Source organism: Pseudomonas putida (assembly GCF_028682455.1).
Lineage (GTDB): Bacteria > Pseudomonadota > Gammaproteobacteria > Pseudomonadales > Pseudomonadaceae > Aquipseudomonas > Aquipseudomonas putida_AA.
On record NZ_JANHLD010000002.1, the window covers coordinates 823,699 to 846,634 of the forward strand.

Below are 22,936 nucleotides of genomic sequence, written 5' to 3' on the forward strand. Positions count from 1 at the left end.
GGGGGATACGTGGATCAGGACCGCTAGGATTCGGCGGGGTACAGGAGCACTTCTACGCGCCGGTTGTGGGCACGGTTGTCGGCGCTGTCATTGGCATACAGGGGCTCAGTAGCGCCGCGCCCTTGCGCGCTGAAGCGCTGGGCATCGGCCTGGTCTGCCGCCAGCCAGCCGCGCACCGCTTCGGCGCGGGCCAGCGACAACGCCAGGTTGGAGTTCAAGCTGCCGGTGACCGGCGTGTCGTCACTGTGGCCGATCACCTCGATGCTGCCGGGCCATAGCGCCAGCGCCCTGGCAATGCGCTGCAGCACCGGGCCGTAGGCTTCGGCCACCTCGCTGCTGCCCGAGGCGAACAGGCCATATGAGTCGATCACCATGCGCACACCCGCACCCTCTTGCTGCAGGCTCAAGCGGCCGCTGCTGATATCGGTCGAGAGCCGCTCGGCCAACTGCTGGGGCAGGCTTGTCAATTGCGCCAGCTCCACGCTCTGCAAGCGCTGCAAGGTGTCGTAGGCGCGCGCCTCGAGCTGAAAGCCCAGGCCAACAGCGAGGACCATCAGCAAAGCCCCTGCCCCCCAGCGGTGCACCACTCGGCGCAGGCCGGCGCTGGTCGACCGCTGCTGTGGGCCGGATCGATACACATGCTGCTGGCGAAGGGTCTCGTACAGTTGATTGCGGCGCAGCGCCAACGCCGCGCGGCCCTCATGCTGAATGCGGTAGCGCCCCTCCAGGCCAAGCACCAGGCACAGGTACATCAACTCCAGCAGCGCAAGGTTTTCCTGAGGGTAGAGCTCGGCGCTGTCGAGGTAGGCAAAAAAGCCATCGCCGCCAAAGGTTTGCCCGTGAAAGTTCATCAACAAACTGTGTTTCGACCAGCCTCCCCTGCCCCATTCGGAGCTGGAGATCACCTCATCGAGCAGCGTGCAGATCACATACTGGGCACGCTCAACGGTGACCGCCTCGATGCCTGCTTCCAGCGCCCGGCGGTTGAAGGCGCGCACCTCGACAATCAACTGCCCGCGCAGCGCATCCAGGTCCGGGCCCTGCTCCCGCTCACGCAGCTTCACCGCCTCATACAGCAGCCCACCGGCGTGTCTGCACAGGCCGTCACGGCTCAACCACAACGGGCCTCGCGGCGCTGTATCGGTACCGTGCCCAAGCACGCCGAGTCGACCGAAAAGAGCATGCAGGCCGCGCTTCATTGCCCCTCCTTGATCGCCCAGAACGCCAGCTGCAAGCCAGGCAGATCACCGGCGACATGCAGGCCGAAGCCGCTGCTGGACGTGAGCGCCTGCCACAGCGGGTGGTCGCGGTGCACTTCGAAGTAGGTGAAACCGGCGTAGAACGGCAGCTCGCGCGGGGCCGCTGGCAACACACCGATGCTCAGCCCCGGCAGTTGCAGGTCCACCAGATCGCCCACCTGTTCGGCAGGCCCGATCTTGAGACGCACCGGGAACACCGCGCGCAGTTCGTCGTCGGGAATCTGCGCCCGTACGCCCAGCACGAAGCGCGCCATGCCGTAGAGCTCGCTGTCATGCACCGCGGCGAAGCGAATACCGTGCTCGCGGTCCTTCAGTACCAGGGGCACCACATCGGCAGTGGCATGCTCGCTGACACAGTGCAGCAAGTCTTCGATCAAGGCAGCAAAGCTTTCGGCCAATTGGTCGTGACGGTAGCTGGGGTAGGTCTTCACCCGCTTGCTGGTGTCGGAAAAAATCGCCAGCTCGCCCGCCAGCCCCAGCAGTTCGCGCAGCAAGGCCTCAGGGTGCGCGCCGGGGTATCGGGTCAGGTGGGCCAGCAGCGCCTCGGCGCGATTGATCGACTGCAACATCAGAAAATGCTGCACCTCGGCCACCCCGCCCAACCCGGGCGTGCCCATGTGCTTGGCCAGCATGAAGCCGCGTTGCCTGATCCGCCCGAGCAAGTCGTCGACACCCGCGGTGAGCTGGGGGGACAGCTGCCAGTCAAGAATCGGCGGTATGTACACCGGGTCGAGTCTGACCTGGCCGTTGGGGCTGCGCTCCAGCACCCGGGCAACCCCCAGGTACTCGTGGGTCCTGGCGACGTCGGTGCGCAGCGCCAGTTGCAGGTTCAGCCGGGCCAGTTGCAGCGTCGCCTGTTCGCTGCTTTCGACGGTATTGTCCGCGGTGGCGGTTTCGTACAGTCGGTAGCGGACAAGGCTGCCGGCAGCGGGGTCGCGCTCGACCTCCCGGCTCGACGCATCGAGCGCCGGCAGCGCCAGCACGATGTCCAGCTCGCGCGCGCCTTCGCCAACCACGAACGACACATCGACCAGGGCCTGGGCATCAAGCTCGAACAAGGTACCGTCGGGCAGTATCCCGGCGCATTCCAGCAGCCTGATCCGGCCCATGGCCAGTTGCGCGGGATCGATCCTGAGCGCGGTAAAGCCCCAGCTGTCGGCCTGCAACGCATTGAGGCCGCGGACCTGTTGCCCACGCACATGGCGCTGCTGCTGCTGAAAATGTTGCGGCTGCAGGAACATGCCTTCAGACCATACAACCCGGTCGTCATTGAACACGGGAGAGCATCTCCTCTAATGAAACGGTGTGGATCGCCACGTGCTGGCGCGCAAGGCTGACCCGCAGGGCTTCGGGGCTACGCGCCTGGAAATCCTGCGTAGCGCGCCACTGGGCGCTGTCCGGGTCCTGGTAGTGCACCACCACACCAATCTGGCGTAGCCCGGCCTCGGCCTCGAAGTGATATATCCGCGATTCGCCGGGGCGCAGTTGAAAGGTACGTTGAACCCGCCAGGCAGCCTCGTGGGGCGGTGCATCGCCGAGCAATTGCGCAAGGTCCGCCTGCATGAAGGCGCTGGCGTCGTTCAATTGGAACACCGTCAGCAGTACCGGTGACGGGCGTCCGTAGAGGTTCGGATTGACGTCCAGGGCCGCCTCCAGCCACAGGCTTTTCACCGGGGTGAAGGGCGGCAGCGGCTCAGCCGGGGCCTGCCGCTGGCAGCCCTGCAGAAGCATCAGGCAGGCCAGCATCGCGATGCCGCCAGCCACGCAACGCAGGCGACAGCGGGGGTCAGCTGCGGCCATCATCGGCCTCCTTGGGGGCTTGGGGCTGCTTGGCCTTCTTTGGCGAGGTGGTTTTCGGCGCCTCGGCCGAGGCCGCCTTGGCGCCGCCCCCGCCGTTGATATTGACCAGGCCCTTGGCGTTGATAGTCACCAGCGAGCCATTGATGGCAACGCCCGCCGGGCCCAGCACCAGGGTATTGGCGCCGGCCTTGAGGGTCAGTGTCGTCCCGGCCTGCAGGGTGACGTTCTGCTGGCCCTTCAAATCGATACCCTTGGCGCCGACCTTGTATTTGCCGCCCACCTTGGTGTCGCAGTTGCCACCGAGGTCCAGCGAGCAGGCGCCTTGCACCTTGGCGTTGAGCTCCGCGCCGACGTCCAGGGAATAGCCGCCGGCCACCGAGCACATGTGATCGGCGCCGATCTCCAGCGAATGCTCGCCGTCGATGCGCCGATGGCAGTTGCCGCCGACCTGTTCGTGGGCATCCTTGCCGACCTGGCAAAACGCACTGGCGCCGATCTTCAGGTGATGATCATTGCCGATGGTCTCCAGCGCATCGTTGCGTACCGTTACGTCCTGGTTGCGCCCGGCATGGAACAGCAACTGTTCAGCGCCGCCTTTGTCTTCGAAGCGCAACTCGTTGTAGATATCCTCGGCCCCCAGGGACTGGCTCTTTATACCGCTGCGGGCAACCTGCGCCGGCAACGGATAGGGCGGCCGCATGCCGCCGTTGTACAGGCTGCCGGTCACCACGGGGCGATCCGGGTCGCCGTCGAGAAACTCGACCAGCACTTCCTGGCCGACCCGCGGCAGGAAGATCGCCCCCCACCGCTGGCCCGCCAGCGGCTGAGCCACACGTACCCAGCAGGAGCAGTTCTCATTGATTTGATTGCCACGGTCCCAGTGAAACTGCACCTTGATCCGCCCGAACTCATCGACCCAGAGCGGCTCGCCCTGCTTGCCGACCACAAACGCAGTCTGTGGCCCGACGATTTTCGGGCGCGGGGTACGCACCGCGGCAAAGTAGCGGGTACTGCTGCGAATGGCCTGGACCTGGCAACTGAAATACGGCGAACCGACACCGGTGGTCGAAGGTGCGCAGTGCGCCTGCAAGTGCGCGCGAACAATCAGGTAGGTGCCGTTCTGCCCATCGTCGGGGTGCTCGACCAGCTTGAAGTGCGCGCCAGGCAGCAAGTAGGGTGCGCAGCCTGACGCCTCGAACAGGTGTTGTTCGGCATGCCGGGCCCGCAACTGGATCTTGCTGGCGGCCTCTCCCTCGGCAACATTGGCAAAATGCCCCGGGTACCGGTAGTGCTCGAACTCGCCCTGGACATGCTTGAGTGCCAGCCTGGCCTCGGCCCGCTGCACGCTGGCGTCGCGGGTGTTGGCCTTGGTGAAGTCAAAGTCCACCGCGCTGTCGCGACCGCTGTACAAATGGCTTTGCGCGGTCCAGTTCCACAGGCTGTCGAACAGGCCGTCGTCGCCTGCCCGCCACTGCATCGGCGCATTGACCTCGATCGAGTCGTGCGCTGCGCTGGCGTCGGCGATCACCAGAACGTGCCCATCCGCCTTGTGGCGGAAGAAGTAGTACAACCCCGCAGCTTCCATCAGCCGGCTGACAAAGGCGAAATCGGTCTCGCCGTACTGCACGCAGTACTCGAGCGGCTGATAGGTCTCGATGGTCGCCCATTGCACCTCGCCGGGGTACTTGGAGAAGATCGCCTTGAGCACCTCGATCACGCTCTGGTTCTGGAAGATGCGGCAGTCGCTGACGCAGGTGGCAAACCACAGCCAGGGCCTGAGCAGCATTTCGTAGGCGTACATCCGCCCCTCGTCGGCGAGCATGCGAAAGCTGCAGACATGCGCATGAAGATGGCGCGACAGCGGCCCCTGGGCCGCATACGGCAAGCTGACACCCAGGGGCTTGCCCAGCCAGTCGTCGGCGCTGAGGGTTGCATCGAGGCTCAATACCTTGACCTTGTATTCGAACAACTGGCCCAGCCCTTCCTCCCCGACGAGCCCGGCAAACAACAATGCCTGCGCGCCAGCCGGACCGCTAAAACTGCAGCGCGACGATCCCGCCATGGTTTCGACTTCCCTTCATGCAATTTTTGTCTTTGTCGTGCCGGGTTGATCGACTTTGATCATCCCGCCCCAGGTACACAGGCACGTGCACTGTTTGTGCAGCCCCGGAAACCCGGCGACGTGAGTCTTGAGGGCACCGGGCAACCAGGGCGACACCGTCATCGGTATGCACGGCATCTGCGTCAGCACCCCCATCGCCGCGGCCGTGGCGGCCGCCACCATGGGATTGGCCATGGACTTGCACAGACCGAACGGGGTGATGTTGACGAACGGCTTGTGGTCCATGATGTTGGCGCAAGGTCGCCCCTCGGCCAGGTAACGGTTCACTGGCAACACCATCAAGGGTGCCGGTGCGGCGCCAAATGAACACTTCAACAATGCGCCCATCACAACCTGTTCCGGCATGGCAACTCCGCTCACGTCAATGTTTAGTCGATGGCTGATCACCCTCGACAAATCAAGTTTGACGGAAAACAGCGAATACCCAATCGGAAAGCTCTGAAAGTCATAATCCAACATGACCGAGCGCGGGAACTTCCAATAAAAACTCTAAATGCACGACACTTCAGTGACGTCTGCAAAAAACGTATTACTGTCGACTTTCACCCTCGGCATGAAATCAAACTGCCGTGCATTCAAAACGTTTTCAGCGGTGTAGAGTGCAACCACGCCGTTTTCAAGCACAATATCGAAGTGCTCCGGCGTCACCACAGGGTCGATGAACGAAGGCGGCGGAACATGGCGAGAAACAAAAATCGTCTTGAGGTCGGCCCCCGCTCTTTTTAGAAACTGAAGCGTTGCCACCATGCGTGACAACTCAGGTTTATAGTGGCCGCTCTTGTGTTCTATATAAACGACCCTGCCGTTGACAATCGACATCATGCCGGCATCGATCACCGGCCGACCTGCGAAAGTCGTCGAATGATGCAGCGAGCCCACTCGATGACGGTGTACGTACAAGGTAATTCTGTGCGCGGCATCGAAGCCCAGCACATAGGCGAATCGCTGCAGCGGCTTGAACCAGGTTTCACTGGAGGCCAGGTAGTTCGACTGCGGGTTGAGCACCCGGCCTTCGCGCCACACCTTTCCGCCCTTGACCACGACCGCGTAGGCGCTACGCTGCTGCGCCGACAGGTGCGTGACTTTCCACTCCGCCCACTCAGAAAAATAGTCTTTGTCCACACTGGCATACACGGAGGAACGGATCACCCGATCACGCAATGCAGCCCAACCCTTTCCAGGCATTTGTTACTCCTTGGCGGTTCACTTGAATACAATCAATCGCAGACGATCTTTGTTCGGTCGCGAAAAAGCCGACCTTTACTGACAGTCACCACGGGGGTTGCATACACATCGGGCGCATTGACTACATCGTCTGCGACATAGAGAACGAGTTTTCCATCGTGCAAAAACCTGCTAAACGTCCTCGGGTCGCATATCACGTCGAACCGTAAGGCCAGGGGAATACTGGGAGAAAAAAACACGCTCTTCAGGTCGATGCCGGCCCGTTGCAAAAACTGCAGTGTTGCCTGCACACGCGGAAATTCGGGCTTGTAATGGCCACTCTTATGCTCGATATGTACGATCCTGCCATTGACGATCGACATCATGCCGGCGTCGATCACCGGCCGAGCGGCAAACGTGGTGGAGTGATGAAACACGCCTACGTCATGGCGGTGCATATATAAGGTGATCTTGTGCGCGGCATCGAAACCCAGCACATAGGCAAACCGCTGCTTCGACTCGTACCAGGTATCGCTGGACGACACGAAATTCGACACTGGATTGAGCGGCCGCCCCTCGCGCCACACCTTGCCCCCCAGCACCCCCACGGAATGGATGCCGCGAAGGCTTTCAGGCAGATGGACGACCGCCCCCCGACCCCATTCAGAAAAGTAGTCTTTACCCACGCTCAGATACAGCGAAGAGCGAACGACTCGATCACGCAGTGCGACCCAACCTTTACCCGGCATTATGTTCCCTCATAAACAAACTCCCTCCCCAGGCTGGATAGATAACCCCACCTGCATCACCTGCAACGATCCTACCGAGGGGCACTATCGGCAACACTCGGAACTGTCTTAAAACACCCCAGCCCGGTGATTGTCCGGCCTCGTCAATTGCAGGTTATTTTTGTCAGGTCGCAGAAAAACTGGTCGCTGTTGACGGGCACCACGGGGATTGAATTCAAATCCCGTGCATTCACTACATTCTCTGCGACGTAGACATCGACCAGGCCATTTTCGAGCACCCTGTTGAGGTAGTGTTTCATCACCCGGAGGCTGAACACCATTAGCGAAGGAACATGGGGAGAAACGAATATCGTTTTCAGATCGATGCCCCCGCGCTGCAAAAACATCAGCGTTGCCAGCACACGCGAAAAGTCAGGCTTGTAGTGGCCGCTCTTGTGCTCGATATACACGATCCTGCCATTGACGATCGACATCATGCCGGCATCGATCACCGGTCGTGCGGCAAAGGTGGTGGAGTGATGAAGCAGGCGTATTTCATGGCGATGCACATAGAGGGTCATCTTGTGCGAGGCATCGAAACTCAGCACATAGGCGAATCGCTGCAGCGGATCGAACCAGGTATCACTGGACGTCACGAAGTTCGATAGCGGATTGAGCGGTCGACCGTCGCGCCATACCTTGCCCGCACGCAACGCCACGGCATGTTCGCTGCGCTGATCTTCAGGCAGGTGAACGACATGTCCCTTGGACCATTCGGAAAAGTAGACTTTATCCACGCTTGCATACAGCGAGGAACGAACGACTCGATCACGCAGTGCAGCCCAACCTTTACCCGGCATATTGTTTCCTCATTGATTTACCCAGGGAGCCCAACCGCTCAGGCCCCAGTACACAACACCGCGTCCCGACCGGGGCGCGGCGACTGTTCAGCCAGGTGTCCAGCCCCAGCCGGGTGCCATCGCCCAGGCTCGACTCGGGGCGTGCCGAGGCGTCCAGGAGCAACTGCACATCCCACTCGAAACTGTTCCCCACATAGTCGTTGACCAGGCCGGTGACGCCCCTGAGCAAGGGGGTGCCTGGCAACAGACGCCGCCACTGCACCAGCGACAAGGGCCCCAGGACGATGCGTACGCTGTGCTGCACGTTCCAGCTGCGCCTGCCCAGCAGCGACGCCGTGCCCAGCTGGGCGCCGGGGCACCGGGCGCTCAACTGCAGGTGCTCGTCCGGGCCGAGGGCCGACCAGCGCCCATGCCATTGGCGAATGCCGACCGTTACCTTCAGATAGTCACGCAGCAACGCCAGCAGCCCTTCGGCGCTGCGCCGCTGATCGACGTAGAGCCCCCCGTAGAAGACTTCGCTGCGCGGGGCAAAGGCCTTTACCTGCTCGATGAAGCGGTCTTCATCCGGCCGGTCTGCCGCCACCACCGGCCGCGCTTGCGCCCAGGCCCGGTACAACAAGGTGAGCAAGCGGTGATGGAAGATGTCGATGAAATGGGTCAGCACGTAGTCATCGTGGTTGATCTGGCGTGACACCACCTCCTCGCTAAAGGCCAACGGCATGGGGCCATTGACCCCGGTCATGCCGAAGAACGTCACCGCCAGACGTGGCGCGCAGCCTTCGCGCAGCTCGAGGTTGCGCAGCATCCCGGGCTCGAAGGCCATCGACACCGCCTGGGTCAGGCGCAGCGGATCTTGCGCCAGCCGCCGCGCGGTGCCCAATCGCGGGCACTGCGGATGCAGTGACTCGATACAGCGCAAGGCACTGAAAAAATCGAAGCGCCAGGCCTGGTGCTGCAACTGCTGCCAGCGGCTCAGAGCGACATGCATTGCCCACCTCGCACCGGCCAGCGCTTGATAAAGCCCCGGTCCTTGGAATACAGCTCGGTCTGGGTGAAGGTGTTCAGGGCCACATAGCGGGCAAAGAACGCCTCCAGCACCGAGGCCAGGGCAAAGGCACCGGTACCTTCGCACGCGGCATCATCGAGGGTCAGCTGGATCAGCAAGCCGCGGCCGACCGCCACCGGCCCATCGCCCGGCAGCCGCCGGGTCAGCACTTGGGTGCGCACCGACACCACGCTACTGCACAGGTGCTGCAACACCGCATCCTGCGCGGGCACATGCAGTGACAGCAGCTCGCGCAAAGCCTGCGCGCCCCGCTCGCCATCCTCGCTGCACAGCGGCAGGTAGTTGCGCGACAGGTGCTGGATCGCCTGCCATTGCCGCTCGCCCGACGCCAGGCTCGGCCACGGCCGCGAAGGGCCGGCCAGACACCGAACGGCCAGCACCGGCGCACTGATGTCCAGGACAAAATCGGTCGCGCCCTTGCCAAACGGCATGAGCCGCGGCAAATCGCGGTTGGAGCACAGCACGTGCGCCGCCAACTGGTGCAGCTCGCCATGGCCGGGCGAATCGCCCGCCTCGACCAACGAGATGGACAGGTCGCTGCCACTGTAAGGGGCGTGCGCGGTGTTGGCCGCGGGCCTGATCCGACTGGGGCTGCGACGGATCTGAAAATAGCCCGAGCAGGTGCGATCGTGGGCTTCGCCTGGGGGGCAATACAGCGGCAGGTAACGATGTGGTTCGCGACTGCCCATGCGATAACCCTGCACCTCCAGCACCTGATGGATTTCATGGGCCTGGGGGTTGGAGGGTTCGACGACCAGGGCAATGTCCTGCGTGTGTCGTACCAGGTTGATACGCTCGGTGCGCTTGCTGAACAGGTTCTGCGCGGGCGCGCAGAACAGCGCGAACATCGAATCGATCCGCCCTGGCGGCAGGGGCTGGTTCAATGGCGCGAGCAGGAACACCAGCTCCAGGCAATCGCCGGCGTGGCGACGCACTGCCGGGCCCAGGCCGCCAATATCGATGAAACGCTGGCCCTGCGGGAACGCCAGGAACCGCTTGAGCGTGCCGGTCCCGGCATGCCCGGCAGCAGCGCCATGCAGCGGGTGGCTTTCGCCGGCGTCCGGGTGGGCGTGGGCCAGCTGGCCCGCGTCGATGATCTCACACCAGCCCGGCTCCGCTCCCGCGGGCCGGGCAAGCATCACCTGGGTGCGTGACAGCAGGGCTTCGTGCAGGGCCAGGGACGACGATGCATTGCCGGCGATATACACGCGCAAGTGGCTCAGTGCCAATTGGTCGAAGCTCAACCCCGCCTTGGTCCGCAGCCGCAGTCGCACTGCCGAGTGCGCCTGCCCCCTGCAGGCCGCAGGCAACGCTGGCAGCAGGCTCGCGTTGGGCAGGTAGTCGGCCGACTCGACCTGTAGCGGCCACAAGGTCACCGGCGCGGTGGTACGCCACTCGCAGCGCACGCTTCGGCCGTCGACCGCGGCATTGCCACTCAGCGCACTGCCGGCGGGTACCTCGAAGCCCGCGACCAGGCTGCCCTGGTGCAGGTCGGGGGTCATTTGCACGACGGCCATGGACGCAAGCGGCGCCAGTGCCTGGGGCTGGACCTGCTGTAGCAGGTTCTCGGTGAAGTGTGGAAACTCGGACTCCAGCTGCAGCTGGATACGCGCCGTCAGGAACCCCAGCCCTTCGAGCAGGCGTTCGATAAAGGGGTCGCCCATGCTTTGCGAATTCAAGCCCAGGTGGCCAGCTACCTTGGGATAGGCCTGGGCGAACTCGTCGGCGCCTTCACGCAAGAATTGCAATTCGCGCTCGTACAGGCGCAGCAGGCGCTCATCCATGGTGGGCGTAGGTATCGGAGACAGCGAGGCGGACTTCCCCGCTTTCGGTGTTCCAGGCCGAGCGGAACACAAAGGGATAGACATTGGCCACATCGCGCAGCTCGCCCTGGATGGCGAACTCGATCTGGGGTGTCGAGGCATGGCTGCGATTGAGCCGGGTGATATGCAGGCTGTGCCGCACGATACGCGGCTCGAATGCCGCGATGGCCTGGCGAATACGCTTCTCGAGGACATTGGGCTCGAGGCTGGACAAGGTCTTGCCGGCAATATTGCCAATGCCGTAGTTGAGTACCGAGCGCGCCACGTACGGGGGGATGTCGCGCCCCGGCGCGGGAAACAGTCCGGACGCATTGAACAGCATGCCGAGATCGACCCTCAGTTTATCGAGCACCTCGCTTTTGCTCGCCCTTCCCGGTGAATAAACAGAGGGCGTGTCATCGGCACTCAAGCGTTCGAGCAAGGTAGAGGTAAAACTGGTCATGACGTATGCCTTCAACTGCCGATAGGCCATGGCGTGGACCGAGGTGCGTGCCAGGTTGGCCGCACCTCGGTGTGTTGCCGTGTCGCGATGTCGAAATCAGGCTTTGGCGATCACGTCGTAGCTCTTCTCGACCGAACCTTTCTCGATGTCACCGTCGAAGTGGTAGTACTTGTAGTTGATCGCGGTGTAGTTGAGGCTAATGTGCTCTTCCGGACGATTGTTGGTCGAGTTCTGGGTAGAGAACGAACTCACGATGGGTTTGGTCAACTCGATGGTCAACAGCCGCTGGGAGGGCTTTTCGCTGCCCGCTGCATGCATGACGACAATGGTCGCCTTGTCGAACGCGCGACCCTTGAGGGCCTGGATGAAGAACTCCGGGGAGGTCTTGTCGGCGCCCTTGGTCAACATCAGCTCCGAGATGTTTGCCTGGCTGACATCACGGTCGGCGCCCTGAACCTGGATGTGTCGGGTAACGCTCAACGAATAGGAGCTGAACTCGATCCAGTCTTCATGCCCCTTGACCGTGACGGTACCCTTCACTTCTTTTTCAAACTTAACCAAGATCATAGATTTACTCCTTTCAATGATTACTGCTCAATAAATTCGGCTGTGCATCACGACGGTCCCGGGGTGTTGCTCAACCCTTGATCGACGGCAACTTCGACACCAGGCGCAACGAGACGGTGAGCCCTTCGAGCTGGTAGTGAGGGCGCAGGAAGAACTTCGCCCGGTAGAAGCCCGGCGCGGCGGGATCTTCCTCGATGTTCACTTCTGCGGCGGCCAGCGGCTTGCGGGCCTTGTCGATGTCGGTCGCGGTCGCCGGGTTCATCTCGACGTAGCGATTGATCCAGCTGTTGAGCCAGGTCTCGAGGTCGGCGCGCTCCTTGAACGACCCAACCTTGTCGCGCACGATGCATTTCAGGTAATGGGCGAAGCGGCACGTGGCGAACAGGTATGGCAGCCGTGCTGCCAACAACGCATTGGCCGAGGCGTCCGGATCGTCATAGCGCTGCGGGCTGTGCAGGGACTGCGCGCCGATGAACGCTGCGACCGAGGAGTTCTTGCAATGCACCAGCGGCATGAAGCCGTTGTTGGCAAGTTCCAGCTCGCGCCGGTCACTGATGGCGATCTCGGTGGGGCACGTGGTGTCGACACCGCCGTCTTCGCTCGGGTAGGTATGCACCGGCAGCCCGCTGATCGCCCCGCCCGACTCGATGCCACGGATCTGCGAACACCAGCCGTACTGCTTGAACGAGCGGTTGACGTTGAGGCCCATCGCATAGGCCGCATTGACCCACAGGTAGTTGTCGGCATCGCCCTGGGTGAGTTCCTCGAAGTTGAACTCCTCGACCGGCGCGGTCTTTGCGCCGTAAGGGATGCGCCCCAGGAAGCGTGGCAGGGTCAAACCGACGTAGCGGGAATCTTCGGAGTTGCGCAGGTTGCGCCAGGCCGCATGCTCCGGCGTCTGGAACAGCTTGCCCAGCTCGCGCGGGTTGGCCAGTTCGCGCCACGAATCCATCAGCAGCGCCCCAGGGGCCGTGCCACTGATCAAGGGCGCGTGGGCGGCGGCAGAAATCTTCGCCAGCGACGCCAGCAACTCCACATCGGGCGGGCTGTTGTCGAAGTAGTAGTCGGCGATCATCATGCCGTACGGCTCGCCGCCAAACTGGCCGTACTCGTGCTCGTAGATCTTCTTGAACACCGGGCTCTGGTCCCAGGCGGCACCCTTGAATTTCTTCAGTTCCTGCGCCAGGTCGGCCTTGGAAATATTGAAGAAACGAATCTTCAGTTTTTCATCGGTCTCGGTGTTGCTCACCAGGTGATGCAAGCCACGCCAGGCCGACTCCACCTTCTGCAACTCCGGATGGTGCAGGATCGCGTTGATCTGGCTCGACAGCTTGCTGTCGATCGCCGCGATCATCGCCTCCAGGGTGTTCAAGGTATCGTCCGAGATCAGCTCGGTGGCGCTCATGGCCTGGGTGGCCAGCGTGTTGACCGCGCTGCGGATGGCGAGGCTGGCCTGCTCGGTACGCGGCTTGAACTCCTGCAGGAGCATGTGATCGAACGCATCGGCATCCAGCAATACGGGCTCTTGAAACGTCGTTTGCTGCTGTTCGGTTAAAGACATGACAAATGACCTTACTCGTTGGATTCATTCGGTAGTTGCGCGCGCTCCGACACGGCACTCATCAGCGCGCCGTCGCGAAGCAATTGGGCGACCAATTGTTCGGCACCGCGTTTTCCATCCATGTAGGTCAGCAAGTTGGCAAGTTGGTTACGGGCCTCGAGCAACTTGCGAAGCGGCTCGATGTTCTGGGCAATCGCACCGGGACTGAAGTCCGCCATGCTGCGAAAATCCAGTTCGATTTCCATATTGCCTTCGCCGGTCAACTCATTGGCGACGCGCAGTTGCACGCCCGGGTTGATGGCGCGCATGCGGTCATCGAAGTTGTCTACATCGATCTCCAGGAACTCGCGCTCTGCTACCGGCGGCAGCGACCGGGTCTTGTGCCCCGACAAGTCGGCGAGGACGCCGTTGACGAAGGGAATCTCGATAGTTTTGTCATTGCCATAGAGTTCGACCTCGTATTCGATCTGAACACGCGGCGCACGGTTATGGGCGATAAACTTCTGACCACCACTGTTGCTGGACATCATTTCATCCTCAATTAAAAGATCTACACATCAATCGTTCTTGATCCCGGCCAGCTGGCGGACTTCTTCAATACTTGAGGGTGTCAACTCGGCAATGATCTGCATGAAGTCCATCATTGCCAGGCGCTGCACACGCTGGAGCAACACCGGCACCGGACTGCTGGGTTCGTAATGCCCGTAGTAACGCTCGACCGCTTCAAGCGCCCTGAGCACTTGCTCTCTGCTGTGGCACTCACCCGGCACCCCTTCAGCCGGTTCAGCGCCCTGCCTGCCGTCCCGCGGATGCTCTTGTGTGCCGCTCGACTGCGCGGGCTTGCGGCCGCCCACCCGAGCTTCAAGCACCTCGACCCAGGTGGTCATCTGCAAGGCCAGCGGTTGCAACGGCGACACACTGAAAAGACCGGTGTGTGCATCCAGGCTGTGGCCGATATCCAGCAGCAAGGTCTTGACCTGATCGAGCACGCCAAGGCTGCTCTCAAGCTCGGTGGAGCACCCGGGCTCGACCAGGCTGCCCAGGCGCAACAGACATTCGGCGCGCTGGCTGGACTCGCCACCGGCAGCGATCACTGCCAGGTCGGCCACGCTGAAAGGCTCGCTGCCAGGGGCGCACGCCAGCACTTCGCGCCCAAGCGTGGACGACACGCCGCCTGGCACCGCCAGCTCGGCCAGTGCGTTGATACGCATGATCGGATCGAACTGATCGAGCGGATCGAGCTGCGGGTGCACCGTCTCCCAACGCTCCTGCAGCAAGTAGCGCAACACGCGCAAACCGCCGATCAGCCCAGGCAACCCTTCGCGCTCGAGCCACGCCCGGACCAGGCAGGCAGCCACGCGCAAATCCTGGGTACGCTCGAACAACTTCAAGCACAGCAATTCAACGACGCGCCACTCAATCGGTTCGGGGGTGTAGATATGCTCCCCGTATTGGGTGTCTTGTTGCTCGGTTGCCTGGCGAAACAACTCCAGAAAATCCGCATCATATTCAAGATTGTCGCCGCACTCGCGCGCGGCAAGTTCATCGATAAATAAGGATATGTCTATCATGATCTACGCCTGGATACACGAAACAGAGCGCAGCGCTAAGCGTCTTGTGTTCGCACATATAACAATGAACTTACATTAACAATGCCCACCCCCAACAGCACTAGGAAAGTTCTTAGATTGATTGAAACCCCAAACTTGCGAGTGCCAGGGCCTCGACCTGGCGTTTTACGGTACCCGCATTGTTAGTAGCGGCCTGTTCCATGACCAGCATGTGCGTACCGTTCTTCCTGGTCGAAATACCGCGAAATATCACATTGAATCGAGTACCCGGCGGATAGATGACTTCCTTCAAGCCATTCCCGCCCTCGTCTATCCCTGAACGCACCTGCCGCGCCGCCAGGCCGAAGATGACAATCATGGATTTGTCCGGCCCGTCGTCCACGCCATAGACGGCCTTCATGAACGCATCGGCCCGGCCCATGACCTCGCTGGCCGACAAGAATGCCGGCTCCGTGTAGACGCCGGGCAGCGGTGCATATCGACGCTTGACGGCACGAAAACTGATGCGCGTCGCAGGGCTCTCCAGCCGGGTCAGCGCCTCCTTGATCAGCGTGACCACACGCTCCAGCGACGGCGACACCTGTGGTTGCCTCAAATACTGGTTGATCGAGGTGTAGTGGTCCGGCCCCAGGTAATAGCGCAGTGCCAGGTACTCACTGTCGCTCAGGGCTGCCGCACGCGGGGCACGGTCCTGATCCTTGTGCGCCAGCGCAGCGATGACGCCCACCTGCCGCACACTGAAGGCAGGCTCGAAGATCGCCATCATCTTCCTGATTCGATCGGTACTTGCACCCAGCGCCAACAACCCTTCGTGCAAATGGCTGCCGGCAAGATCGGTTGTTTGCGCGCTGCGCGCAGCGGGCTGGCGATCGCTTCCCGGCGGGCCGATCGCATCGAACAAGCCACCCAGCCCCGCGGAGTTGCCTGCAGCCGTTTCCTGACGCCCCAGGCGTGGCTTTTTCACAGCGTAGTGAGTTGCATTGTTTTCCATAAGCCATTCACCGCACCTGTTGCGCCCGGCACCAGAGGCCATGATCAACTGCTCCATTAATCAAGCAGGTCGTATAACACCGCCAATATTGTCCTGCTATAAGAAACCTCCTAATAAGTTAGTCACGACACGCCAACTAACACATCATCACCCACACCAATAGTTATATTGACGCCTTGCAACTTTTCCAACTACCGTGCCTATCGATTACAGATGCCCTGCAAGCAGGCGTATTGTTTGCAGTCCATGCCATACCGCCATCAAGCAAGTTGCCAGGGAGATTGGCCTAAGATGCCGCAATTCATAGCTGCCCCTATCAATAGTCATATGCACTGTGGCCAACACTATACGAAGCGCTCGCTGCGCCCCGGCAAACACGTCTATGCGCCTGGCCTTTGCTTCGGGTTTACCCTTGCCTGGCTGAAGAACATCCAAATGGACCGCACCTGGACGAGCCTGCCCTCGCGGCTGGAGGCGATGCTTGGCCAGCACCTCTATGCGTACGGCCACTCAACGCGGCCCTATGCCCGCAACGACTGGAACCTAGCGCAGGAATCGGCAGACCTGACCGAGATCGCCCAAGGCACTTCACCGGGATCGTGGGTGCAGGATCCAGAACTGCTGCACTGCTGCCAGCTACAAGGCTTCCGGCCAACCTACCTGGGCGAACTGAGTACCTATCGGATCCTGTTTCACCTGAACGGATGCCGGGCCGGCGAGACAAAAACCTACCTGCTCACCTCTGCAGGTCACGCGCTGGGATTGGCCATGCGCCGGGGTGAAATCGCCTTGTTCGACTCAAACACCGGCCTCACCCTCTACAGCGTCGAAGAAGCCCTGGACAACGCACACCTCATGCACTGCCTCAACCTACTGCTGGCTGGCGCCACATTCCACCAATTTGGCGTACTGCAACTAACCTTCTGACTCCCCCCTGCGGGAGCGGGCTTGCCTCGCCTATGGCCGGTACAGCCTGCACTTTCGGGGGTTACTTGGCCTACGGCCGCGTTGCGGCCGATCGCGGGCAAGCCCGCTCCCACACGCACCGCGCAAGGCCAGCAAGAGCGCAGCGAATTGTGCTCTTGATCTTGATCTTGCTTTTGATCTTCAGGCCCCGTTAACCAGAAGGGCCGAACGGAGGTGTCGTGGAGGGGCTAGCGCGCAGCGCCTTCGGCGAATGCCGAAGATGCGAAGCGTAGAGTTGCTTGCAACTCGTAGCTCGCAATGCCCCGTAGCGACACCGCAGTGAGGGGACCCGAAGCGCAGCGTAGGGCCCCTGGTGGGGCGAGAATTTTTTGCTTACTTTTTTTTTCGACTGAAAAAAAGTAAGGCGCCGTAAGGGCGCAAAGGTGACTCGGCATCACCTTGGCAAATGGATATGCTCACCCCCCCTTAAAACCCAAACAAAGGTGTGACCTGGATTACGACCGCTTTGCGGCCGATCGCGGGCAAGCCCGCTCCCACAGGCACCGCGCAAGGCCTCATCGCGGGCCAAGCCCGCTCCTACCGTACTCAGCCGACTGCAGCACCAGGCGCGCCTGCAGTCGCTTTTCCACCTTGTTCAACAGCAGCGACTGCAACTGGCCACCTTGTTGCTCGACCTGATCCAGCCACAGCAACACGGCCAGCGCATCACCAGTGACCGTCATGCGCAGCAAGTCGCCCTCGACATCCAGCTGATGCAGCTCAAGGCCCGCCGCCACCGCACTCTCACTGGCCTGGACCGATAGCGGCTGGTGCGCCACACCCCCGGCCCTGGCCGGTTGCGCCTGCTGGACCTGCACGGCCAGCAGGCGTTGCTGCTGGTAATTTCGTTCGGCCTGCACCAGGCGCTGTTGCGCAGGCTGCCAGAGCACGCTGAACGCCAGCACGGCAAGCAGGAACACCGCCAGCCCACTCAACAATCGCCGTTCTCGTGGCGACTGGCGCAGCCAGTGCCCAGTCACCGTCGCAGCGATTGCCTTGGCTGTGGCAGTCATGATTTCTCCTCCAGGGTGAGCACCGCCTGAACCTGCTCCTGCACTTTGTTGGCGCTGCCCAGCTTGATCGGCAGGCCGCTTTGCTGGCCGCGCTCACGCAGTTGTTCCAATTGCGCAAAGCTTGAGGCCGTCAGCTGGATCTTCCAGCCCTCGCCGGCGCGAAACTCGATCTGCTGCACTTCAACGCTGCTGGCACCAATCACCTGGTCGGTCACGCTGACCAGCCGCGAGATCTGCGTGGTGTGCTCGGCAGCGTCACTGCCCTGTACGGCCTTGAGTTGCGCCGGCAGGTCGACGATGCGGGTCTGCTCCGGGTACAACGCCTGGAATCGCTCGACGCTTTGAGCGTACAGCTGCCGGGCCTCCTGCTCGTAGTGAACGCTGCGGGCCTCGGTAAAGCCCCAGGAGAGAACGAACAGCACAGCGCCCGACAGGCAGGTCGTTGCCCAGGGCCAGCGCTGGCCAGCCTGGCGATGCTCCCCCTGGAGCAAGTTGATGGCGTGGTCGGCGGGGCCCGGCAGCCAGCTGTTGCTGCCCTCCCCCGGCCCGCACACCGTTGCGCCCAGCAGCGGCCGCAAGGTCACCAGCGCCTCTGCCGGCACAGCCAGGCGTGCGTCGAGCGCGCCGCCCAGCAGCCAGCGGCCGAACCACCACACGGCATCGAGCTGGTCACTGGGCAGCAGGTCGGCGTCGACATGGATGGCCGACACCTCGATGCCCACCGCCGCCAGGAGGTCGAGCAGGTCATTGAACAGCTCCTTGTGGATGACCAGCACCGGATAACGGCCCTGGGGGTCGCGCCTGCCCGGGCACAGGTGCAATGCATCGAGCTCTTCGCCCAGCTGCTCCTCAATGGCAAAGCCGATGGCCTGGACACTGGGCTGGCGCCTGGACGGCCATTTTTCGGTGCGAAACCAACTGCACATCTCCATGGGCAGCAGCAACCGCACCGGTTGTGCCGCCAGGGTCCGGGCGGCCTCGGCGAGGGTCGCGGGTTGCTGTTGGCCGTCTTCGCGCAGTAGGCAGCACGGCCAGTCGGGCGAGGGGTCGGCCAGCCCTTGGGCGGTCAGGTAGAGCCAGGTATTCATAGGATGGGTTCACTTATCGGTGCCAGGAGGCGTCGTTGCAGAATGTTCAACCGGTGGCTGTCCAGGTCGCGCTCGACATCGGCCACCCAGCGCAATTGGCGCTGCCCGAGCGCGACCTCCACGGTGATTCGAAACCAGCGGCTATCGACACCCAGGCCATGACTCCCCACCCCCAACCCGCTCAACAGCGGTTGCTGGGTGAAGGCCTGGGCCGAGGGATAACCCTGTTCGGGGCGTTGCATGACCAGTTGCCTGGCGGTGGCCAGGGTCATGCCGTCGAGCGTCATCAGTACCGGCAGCGGCGCCGTGTTGATATTGAGGCTCGCATCCGGGGGCAATACCGCCACCCAGGGTTGCAGTTGCTGCAGCACCCGGGCATCGATTCCCGGCAGCACGCGCAGCTGGCTGACGTCGCTCAGCCCGCCCGGCGCCGCCGCCCGCAAGGCGTGGGCATCCACTGGCGGGAGCTTCAGATGCTCGAGCAGGCGGGCCCAGCGCTCCAGCGTGAGCTGATCGACTTGCCCGCCCCTGAACAGCGAGTTGAGATTGAAGCGCCCGGCCAGGTCTTCGATACCGACGCGAATCTCGCCGTGCTCCTGCGCGAACCCCGGCGTTGCCCTGGCCCACGCCTGCGCCAGGTGGACAGTCTGCTGCTCCTCCTGGGCAAGGCGGCCGAGCGACTGCAAGGCCCACCCCTCGCCTGCCAACCCCAGCTGGCGCAACTGGACGTGGTGCAGCTGCTGGGCACTGCTGTGGACGATCAGCCGGTGGCTGCGCAGCATGCCCGCCGTGATCAACAGCGCCAGGCTCATCACCAGCAGCACGCTGATCAGGGCGACACCCCGTTGACGCGCGCTCATGGCGCATGTCCGGGCAGCAGGATCACGCGGCGAATCTGCTCGAAACGCCCGGTCGACAGCACCACCTCGAGGGCCTGGGGCGGTGCGGTCGCCGCCACGGGCCAGTGAGTGCGCCAGCCGGTTTGGCCATCATGCAGGCGCCAACTCAGCTCGCTGACCTCGGTGAGCAGTTTCTGGCGCTGGACCAGTGGCTGCTCGACGCTCGCGCTGACGCGCCAGAGCGTGCCCTGGTCGAGGTGGTAGCTGACGTTCTGCAGTTCGCTGCGCGGATGGTCGAGCGGGTTGCGCCAATTGCCGCGCTGCAGTTGCAAGACGCCCTGCTCGAGCACCAGCGGATGGCGATTGACCTGCACCGCATCGCGCTCGATCACCGCCAGTGCGCGCTGCAAGCCGCGCAGCGCTTGCTCATGGGCCGAGGTACTGCGCTCGACCCGCACCACGCCATCGAACAGCCGCCAGCAGGCAAGCCCCAGCAGGGCAAAGATCGCCATGGCGATCACCAGCTCCAGCAAGGTAAAGCCCTGTTGCCTACTCATCGTGTACCGCCAACCAGCCAAGACTGCGATACACCACACGCTCGCCACCCGCCGGGCGGACAGCCAGGTCCACCTGGAGCATGTGCGCGTCAGCGCTCACCGCCACCAGCTGGTCGAGGGTCCAGTCGCGGCGATCGAAGTGCCGGCTCATCTGCTGACGCCCCAAGGGCGGCGCGGCCTGCAAGCGGAGTTCATTCAAATGATTGTCGGCGAGCCAGGCACCGATCAGCTGTTCTTCGAGGCGCACGTTCTGTTTGAGGGCATATTGGCTCGCGGTCATCACCGCCGCCGCCAGGGTGGCGAACACCACCAGGGCGATCATGATCTCCAGCAGGGTAAAGCCGCGTTGCCCGCGGGCCCGGCTATTCATCGACCGCCGGCTCGCCAAGGCCATCGCTGGATACACTCAACCACGTCTGGCTGGCCGTTTCGAAGTACAGCGTGAAGGCGCTGCCCTCGTCGCTGCTGAGTAGCATCAGTTGCGGCTGGCCCGGAGAGTCCTTGAGCACCAGCGCCCGTCCGTACTGTTCCAGGCGTATCTGCAGCCCGTCAGGCAAGCGATACCGCGTGCCCGCCGGTTGCCAGTTCGAGCTGTCGAGCCTGAACACCTGATAGCTGTCGGCTTCAAGCTGCACGCCGTACTCGCGCCCTTCCAGCACCGCCTGTTCGCGCAGCGTGGTCAGTAACTGGATCAGGGCGCCGGCCTCTTGCCGTGCCTGGCGCGCCGGGTTGCTGCCGGCGGCAAGGTTGACCATGCCGAGCAAGATACCGAGCAGTACGATCACCACCATCAACTCCAGCAAGGTGAACCCCTGTGAGCGCCTGTGCACCCGTCAGTCCCAGTTACCGATGTCGGCGGCATGGCCTTCACCGCCCGCTGCACCATCGGCCCCCAGGGAGTACAGGTCATAGCCGAGGGGCGACTTGATGCCGGGGTTGAGGTATTGGTACGGCGTGCCCCAGGGATCGACCGGCACGCTCTTCAGGTAACCCTGGGCGTTCCAGTTCCTCGCTGCCGGGACGCCGACCGGCCGACTGCTGAGGGCTTCCAGGCCCTGTTGGGTCGAGGGGTAGCTGAAGTTGTCGAGGCGATACATTTCCAGGCTGGTGGCAATCGCCTGGATATCGGTTCTGGCCGCCGTCACCTTGGCCTGGTCGGGGCGGCTCATGAACTGCGGCACCACCACCGCACCCAGCACACCGATGATGACCACCACCACCACCATGATTTCGATCAGAGTGAATCCGCGTTGGCGCTTGGCCGTTTTGTTCTGCAGAGGGTTCATGACTCAACTCACCAGTTGGTTAAGGCTAAGAATGGGTAACAGGATGGCCATGACGATCAGCAGTACAACGCCCCCCATCAGCACCAGCATCAACGGTTCAAACAAACTCACCACCAGCGCGATGCGGGCCGCGAGGTTCTTCTCCTGCTGCTCGGCCGCGCGCCCGAGCATGCTGTCCAGTTCGCCGGCGCGTTCGCCGCTGGCGATCATGTGCAGCATCATTGGCGGGATATCCCCGCTGCGCTCCAGGCTGCGCGTCAGCGTGCCGCCTTCTCGCACCGCGCGCGCCACCTCATGCATACGCGCGCGAATGGTCAGGTTGCCGACCACCGCAGAGGCGATTTCGAGGGCATCGACCAGGGGCACGGCGCTCTTGCCCAGGATCGCCAGCGTGCTGGCAAAACGCGCCGCCTCCATGGCGCGGAACAACGCACCGAGCTGCGGCAGCCCCAGCAGCAGGGCATGCCAGCGCAAGCGCAAGCGCGGTTGGCGCAGCGCCCAACGCATCATCAGGGCGCCCGCCAGCAGCATGCCCAGCAGCATCAGGCCGTGGCTACGCAAGGCATCGCTCACGGCGATCATCGCCTGGGTCAGCAGCGGCAGCGCCTGGCCGCTGTCGACAAAGATCTTCACCACATCCGGCACCACATAGCCGAGCAGAAACCCCACGATGGCCAGCGAGGCAACCATCAGGATCATCGGGTACACCATCGCCAGCTGGATCTTCTGGCGCGACAGCTGGCGGGCCTCGGTGTAGGCGGCCAATTGCTCGAGCACATGGCCCAGGTGCCCGGAGCGTTCCCCCGCAGCGATGGTGGCGCGAAACAGCTCCGGGAATGCCTGGGGGAAACCGGCCAGTGCACTGGCCAGTGCCTGGCCCTCCATCACCCGTGAGCGCACGGCCGACAACAGCGCGCCGACCTTGCGCTTTTCGCTTTGCGCCGCAACGGCCTTGAGCGCCTCCTCGAGCGGCAGCCCGGCTTGAACCAAGGTCGACAGTTGCAAGGTCAGCAACGCCAGCTCGCCGGCACTCAGCCTTGCCGTACTGGCGAAGGCCGTGCTGGCAAAGCCCGCACCGGCGGATGCCCGGCTCCGGGTCGCCTGCACATGCACCGGCAACCAACCGCGCTCGCGCAACAGTTGCCGCGCCTGGCGCGGGCTGTCGGCCTCCTGCACGCCCCGGCGCAGCCGGCCATCGCGGTCCTGGGCCTGGTACTCGAATGACGGCATCGC

25 protein-coding genes are annotated in these 22,936 nt (G+C 62.7%); 1 reads left to right on the plus strand and 24 read right to left on the minus strand.

What is annotated here, in order from left to right:
* Window positions 1-23: 23 nt before the first annotated feature.
* The 16 genes from icmH to NPS58_RS14330 form a co-directional block, all read right to left on the minus strand.
* Entirely contained in the window at window positions 24-1,199 is a 1,176-nt protein-coding gene (icmH, locus tag NPS58_RS14255) for a type IVB secretion system protein IcmH/DotU (protein WP_274115994.1), read from the minus strand.
* A complete protein-coding gene (gene tssK, locus NPS58_RS14260) occupies window positions 1,196-2,536 on the minus strand; it encodes a type VI secretion system baseplate subunit TssK (protein ID WP_274115995.1) in 1,341 nt (446 codons plus the stop codon). The genes icmH and tssK overlap by 4 nt, the downstream gene beginning before the upstream one ends.
* The gene (gene tssJ, locus NPS58_RS14265) at window positions 2,526-3,059 is read right to left on the minus strand and encodes a type VI secretion system lipoprotein TssJ (RefSeq protein WP_274115996.1); all 534 of its coding nucleotides are present in this window, start codon (window positions 3,057-3,059) and stop codon (window positions 2,526-2,528) included. Before tssJ ends, tssK begins: the two co-directional genes overlap by 11 nt.
* Window positions 3,046-5,121, minus strand: a complete 2,076-nt coding sequence (locus NPS58_RS14270; RefSeq protein WP_274115997.1) for a type VI secretion system Vgr family protein — start codon at window positions 5,119-5,121, stop codon at window positions 3,046-3,048. The genes tssJ and NPS58_RS14270 overlap by 14 nt, the downstream gene beginning before the upstream one ends.
* Window positions 5,122-5,136: 15 nt before the next feature.
* A complete protein-coding gene (locus NPS58_RS14275) occupies window positions 5,137-5,526 on the minus strand; it encodes a DUF4280 domain-containing protein (protein WP_274115998.1) in 390 nt (129 codons plus the stop codon).
* Between the two features lie 144 nt (window positions 5,527-5,670).
* Window positions 5,671-6,366 (minus strand): hypothetical protein, encoded by a 696-nt coding sequence (locus NPS58_RS14280; RefSeq protein WP_274115999.1) that lies wholly within the window; start codon window positions 6,364-6,366, stop codon window positions 5,671-5,673.
* 32 nt (window positions 6,367-6,398) lie between these two features.
* Window positions 6,399-7,094, minus strand: a complete 696-nt coding sequence (locus tag NPS58_RS14285; RefSeq protein ID WP_274116000.1) for a hypothetical protein — start codon at window positions 7,092-7,094, stop codon at window positions 6,399-6,401.
* A 143-nt stretch (window positions 7,095-7,237) separates the two neighbouring features.
* Window positions 7,238-7,933, minus strand: a complete 696-nt coding sequence (locus tag NPS58_RS14290; RefSeq protein ID WP_274116001.1) for a hypothetical protein — start codon at window positions 7,931-7,933, stop codon at window positions 7,238-7,240.
* A complete protein-coding gene (gene tssG / locus NPS58_RS14295) occupies window positions 7,923-8,921 on the minus strand; it encodes a type VI secretion system baseplate subunit TssG (protein ID WP_274116002.1) in 999 nt (332 codons plus the stop codon). The genes NPS58_RS14290 and tssG overlap by 11 nt, the downstream gene beginning before the upstream one ends.
* Complete coding sequence (gene tssF / locus NPS58_RS14300) at window positions 8,906-10,783, minus strand: type VI secretion system baseplate subunit TssF (RefSeq protein WP_274116003.1); 1,878 nt, start codon at window positions 10,781-10,783, stop codon at window positions 8,906-8,908. The genes tssG and tssF overlap by 16 nt, the downstream gene beginning before the upstream one ends.
* On the minus strand, window positions 10,776-11,264 hold the full coding sequence (tssE, locus tag NPS58_RS14305; RefSeq protein WP_274116004.1) for a type VI secretion system baseplate subunit TssE: 489 nt from the start codon (window positions 11,262-11,264) through the stop codon (window positions 10,776-10,778). Before tssE ends, tssF begins: the two co-directional genes overlap by 8 nt.
* Window positions 11,265-11,360: 96 nt before the next feature.
* Complete coding sequence (locus tag NPS58_RS14310) at window positions 11,361-11,831, minus strand: Hcp family type VI secretion system effector (RefSeq protein ID WP_274116005.1); 471 nt, start codon at window positions 11,829-11,831, stop codon at window positions 11,361-11,363.
* Between the two features lie 70 nt (window positions 11,832-11,901).
* Complete coding sequence (tssC, locus tag NPS58_RS14315; protein ID WP_274116006.1) at window positions 11,902-13,392, minus strand: type VI secretion system contractile sheath large subunit; 1,491 nt, start codon at window positions 13,390-13,392, stop codon at window positions 11,902-11,904.
* Window positions 13,393-13,403: 11 nt separating this feature from the next.
* Window positions 13,404-13,919, minus strand: coding sequence for a type VI secretion system contractile sheath small subunit (gene tssB, locus NPS58_RS14320; RefSeq protein ID WP_274116007.1), 516 nt, complete (start codon window positions 13,917-13,919; stop codon window positions 13,404-13,406).
* Window positions 13,920-13,949: 30 nt separating this feature from the next.
* On the minus strand, window positions 13,950-14,963 hold the full coding sequence (tssA, locus tag NPS58_RS14325; protein WP_274116008.1) for a type VI secretion system protein TssA: 1,014 nt from the start codon (window positions 14,961-14,963) through the stop codon (window positions 13,950-13,952).
* A 112-nt stretch (window positions 14,964-15,075) separates the two neighbouring features.
* Window positions 15,076-15,996, minus strand: coding sequence for an ADP-ribosyltransferase (locus NPS58_RS14330; protein WP_274116009.1), 921 nt, complete (start codon window positions 15,994-15,996; stop codon window positions 15,076-15,078).
* A 249-nt stretch (window positions 15,997-16,245) separates the two neighbouring features.
* On the opposite strand from NPS58_RS14330, the gene NPS58_RS14335 reads away from it, so the two are divergent.
* Complete coding sequence (locus tag NPS58_RS14335) at window positions 16,246-16,881, plus strand: hypothetical protein (protein ID WP_274116010.1); 636 nt, start codon at window positions 16,246-16,248, stop codon at window positions 16,879-16,881.
* Between the two features lie 554 nt (window positions 16,882-17,435).
* Here NPS58_RS14335 and gspM read toward each other — a convergent pair.
* From gspM to gspF, 8 genes are read right to left on the minus strand one after another with little or no spacing between them, the layout of a single operon-like run.
* Window positions 17,436-17,933 carry a type II secretion system protein GspM gene (gspM, locus tag NPS58_RS14340; protein WP_274116011.1) on the minus strand — a complete coding sequence of 166 codons (498 nt, stop codon included), beginning with the start codon at window positions 17,931-17,933 and terminating at the stop codon, window positions 17,436-17,438.
* Window positions 17,930-19,021, minus strand: coding sequence for a type II secretion system protein GspL (gene gspL / locus NPS58_RS14345; RefSeq protein ID WP_274116012.1), 1,092 nt, complete (start codon window positions 19,019-19,021; stop codon window positions 17,930-17,932). The genes gspM and gspL overlap by 4 nt, the downstream gene beginning before the upstream one ends.
* A complete protein-coding gene (locus NPS58_RS14350) occupies window positions 19,018-19,881 on the minus strand; it encodes a type II secretion system protein GspK (protein WP_274116013.1) in 864 nt (287 codons plus the stop codon). Before NPS58_RS14350 ends, gspL begins: the two co-directional genes overlap by 4 nt.
* Window positions 19,878-20,417 carry a type II secretion system protein GspJ gene (locus NPS58_RS14355; protein WP_274116014.1) on the minus strand — a complete coding sequence of 180 codons (540 nt, stop codon included), beginning with the start codon at window positions 20,415-20,417 and terminating at the stop codon, window positions 19,878-19,880. Before NPS58_RS14355 ends, NPS58_RS14350 begins: the two co-directional genes overlap by 4 nt.
* Window positions 20,410-20,787, minus strand: a complete 378-nt coding sequence (gspI, locus tag NPS58_RS14360) for a type II secretion system minor pseudopilin GspI (RefSeq protein WP_274116015.1) — start codon at window positions 20,785-20,787, stop codon at window positions 20,410-20,412. The genes NPS58_RS14355 and gspI overlap by 8 nt, the downstream gene beginning before the upstream one ends.
* Entirely contained in the window at window positions 20,780-21,247 is a 468-nt protein-coding gene (gene gspH, locus NPS58_RS14365) for a type II secretion system minor pseudopilin GspH (RefSeq protein ID WP_274116016.1), read from the minus strand. Before gspH ends, gspI begins: the two co-directional genes overlap by 8 nt.
* A 3-nt stretch (window positions 21,248-21,250) precedes the next feature.
* Window positions 21,251-21,703, minus strand: coding sequence for a type II secretion system major pseudopilin GspG (gspG, locus tag NPS58_RS14370; protein ID WP_274116017.1), 453 nt, complete (start codon window positions 21,701-21,703; stop codon window positions 21,251-21,253).
* A 3-nt stretch (window positions 21,704-21,706) separates the two neighbouring features.
* Window positions 21,707-22,933, minus strand: coding sequence for a type II secretion system inner membrane protein GspF (gspF, locus tag NPS58_RS14375; RefSeq protein WP_274116018.1), 1,227 nt, complete (start codon window positions 22,931-22,933; stop codon window positions 21,707-21,709).
* Window positions 22,934-22,936 lie beyond the last annotated feature (3 nt).

Bases quoted from the DNA above. Each gene is read 5' to 3' on its own strand.
- icmH (WP_274115994.1), bottom strand. From the start codon at position 1,199: ATGAAGCGCGGCCTGCATGCTCTTTTCGGTCGACTCGGCGTGCTTGGG.
- tssJ (WP_274115996.1), bottom strand. From the start codon at position 3,059: ATGGCCGCAGCTGACCCCCGCTGTCGCCTGCGTTGCGTGGCTGGCGGC.
- NPS58_RS14270 (WP_274115997.1), bottom strand. From the start codon at position 5,121: ATGGCGGGATCGTCGCGCTGCAGTTTTAGCGGTCCGGCTGGCGCGCAG.
- NPS58_RS14275 (WP_274115998.1), bottom strand. From the start codon at position 5,526: ATGCCGGAACAGGTTGTGATGGGCGCATTGTTGAAGTGTTCATTTGGC.
- NPS58_RS14280 (WP_274115999.1), bottom strand. From the start codon at position 6,366: ATGCCTGGAAAGGGTTGGGCTGCATTGCGTGATCGGGTGATCCGTTCC.
- NPS58_RS14285 (WP_274116000.1), bottom strand. From the start codon at position 7,094: ATGCCGGGTAAAGGTTGGGTCGCACTGCGTGATCGAGTCGTTCGCTCT.
- NPS58_RS14290 (WP_274116001.1), bottom strand. From the start codon at position 7,933: ATGCCGGGTAAAGGTTGGGCTGCACTGCGTGATCGAGTCGTTCGTTCC.
- tssG (WP_274116002.1), bottom strand. From the start codon at position 8,921: ATGCATGTCGCTCTGAGCCGCTGGCAGCAGTTGCAGCACCAGGCCTGG.
- tssF (WP_274116003.1), bottom strand. From the start codon at position 10,783: ATGGATGAGCGCCTGCTGCGCCTGTACGAGCGCGAATTGCAATTCTTG.
- tssE (WP_274116004.1), bottom strand. From the start codon at position 11,264: ATGACCAGTTTTACCTCTACCTTGCTCGAACGCTTGAGTGCCGATGAC.
- NPS58_RS14310 (WP_274116005.1), bottom strand. From the start codon at position 11,831: ATGATCTTGGTTAAGTTTGAAAAAGAAGTGAAGGGTACCGTCACGGTC.
- tssC (WP_274116006.1), bottom strand. From the start codon at position 13,392: ATGTCTTTAACCGAACAGCAGCAAACGACGTTTCAAGAGCCCGTATTG.
- tssB (WP_274116007.1), bottom strand. From the start codon at position 13,919: ATGTCCAGCAACAGTGGTGGTCAGAAGTTTATCGCCCATAACCGTGCG.
- tssA (WP_274116008.1), bottom strand. From the start codon at position 14,963: ATGATAGACATATCCTTATTTATCGATGAACTTGCCGCGCGCGAGTGC.
- NPS58_RS14330 (WP_274116009.1), bottom strand. From the start codon at position 15,996: ATGGCCTCTGGTGCCGGGCGCAACAGGTGCGGTGAATGGCTTATGGAA.
- NPS58_RS14335 (WP_274116010.1), top strand. From the start codon at position 16,246: ATGCCGCAATTCATAGCTGCCCCTATCAATAGTCATATGCACTGTGGC.
- gspM (WP_274116011.1), bottom strand. From the start codon at position 17,933: ATGACTGCCACAGCCAAGGCAATCGCTGCGACGGTGACTGGGCACTGG.
- gspL (WP_274116012.1), bottom strand. From the start codon at position 19,021: ATGAATACCTGGCTCTACCTGACCGCCCAAGGGCTGGCCGACCCCTCG.
- NPS58_RS14350 (WP_274116013.1), bottom strand. From the start codon at position 19,881: ATGAGCGCGCGTCAACGGGGTGTCGCCCTGATCAGCGTGCTGCTGGTG.
- NPS58_RS14355 (WP_274116014.1), bottom strand. From the start codon at position 20,417: ATGAGTAGGCAACAGGGCTTTACCTTGCTGGAGCTGGTGATCGCCATG.
- gspI (WP_274116015.1), bottom strand. From the start codon at position 20,787: ATGAATAGCCGGGCCCGCGGGCAACGCGGCTTTACCCTGCTGGAGATC.
- gspG (WP_274116017.1), bottom strand. From the start codon at position 21,703: ATGAACCCTCTGCAGAACAAAACGGCCAAGCGCCAACGCGGATTCACT.
- gspF (WP_274116018.1), bottom strand. From the start codon at position 22,933: ATGCCGTCATTCGAGTACCAGGCCCAGGACCGCGATGGCCGGCTGCGC.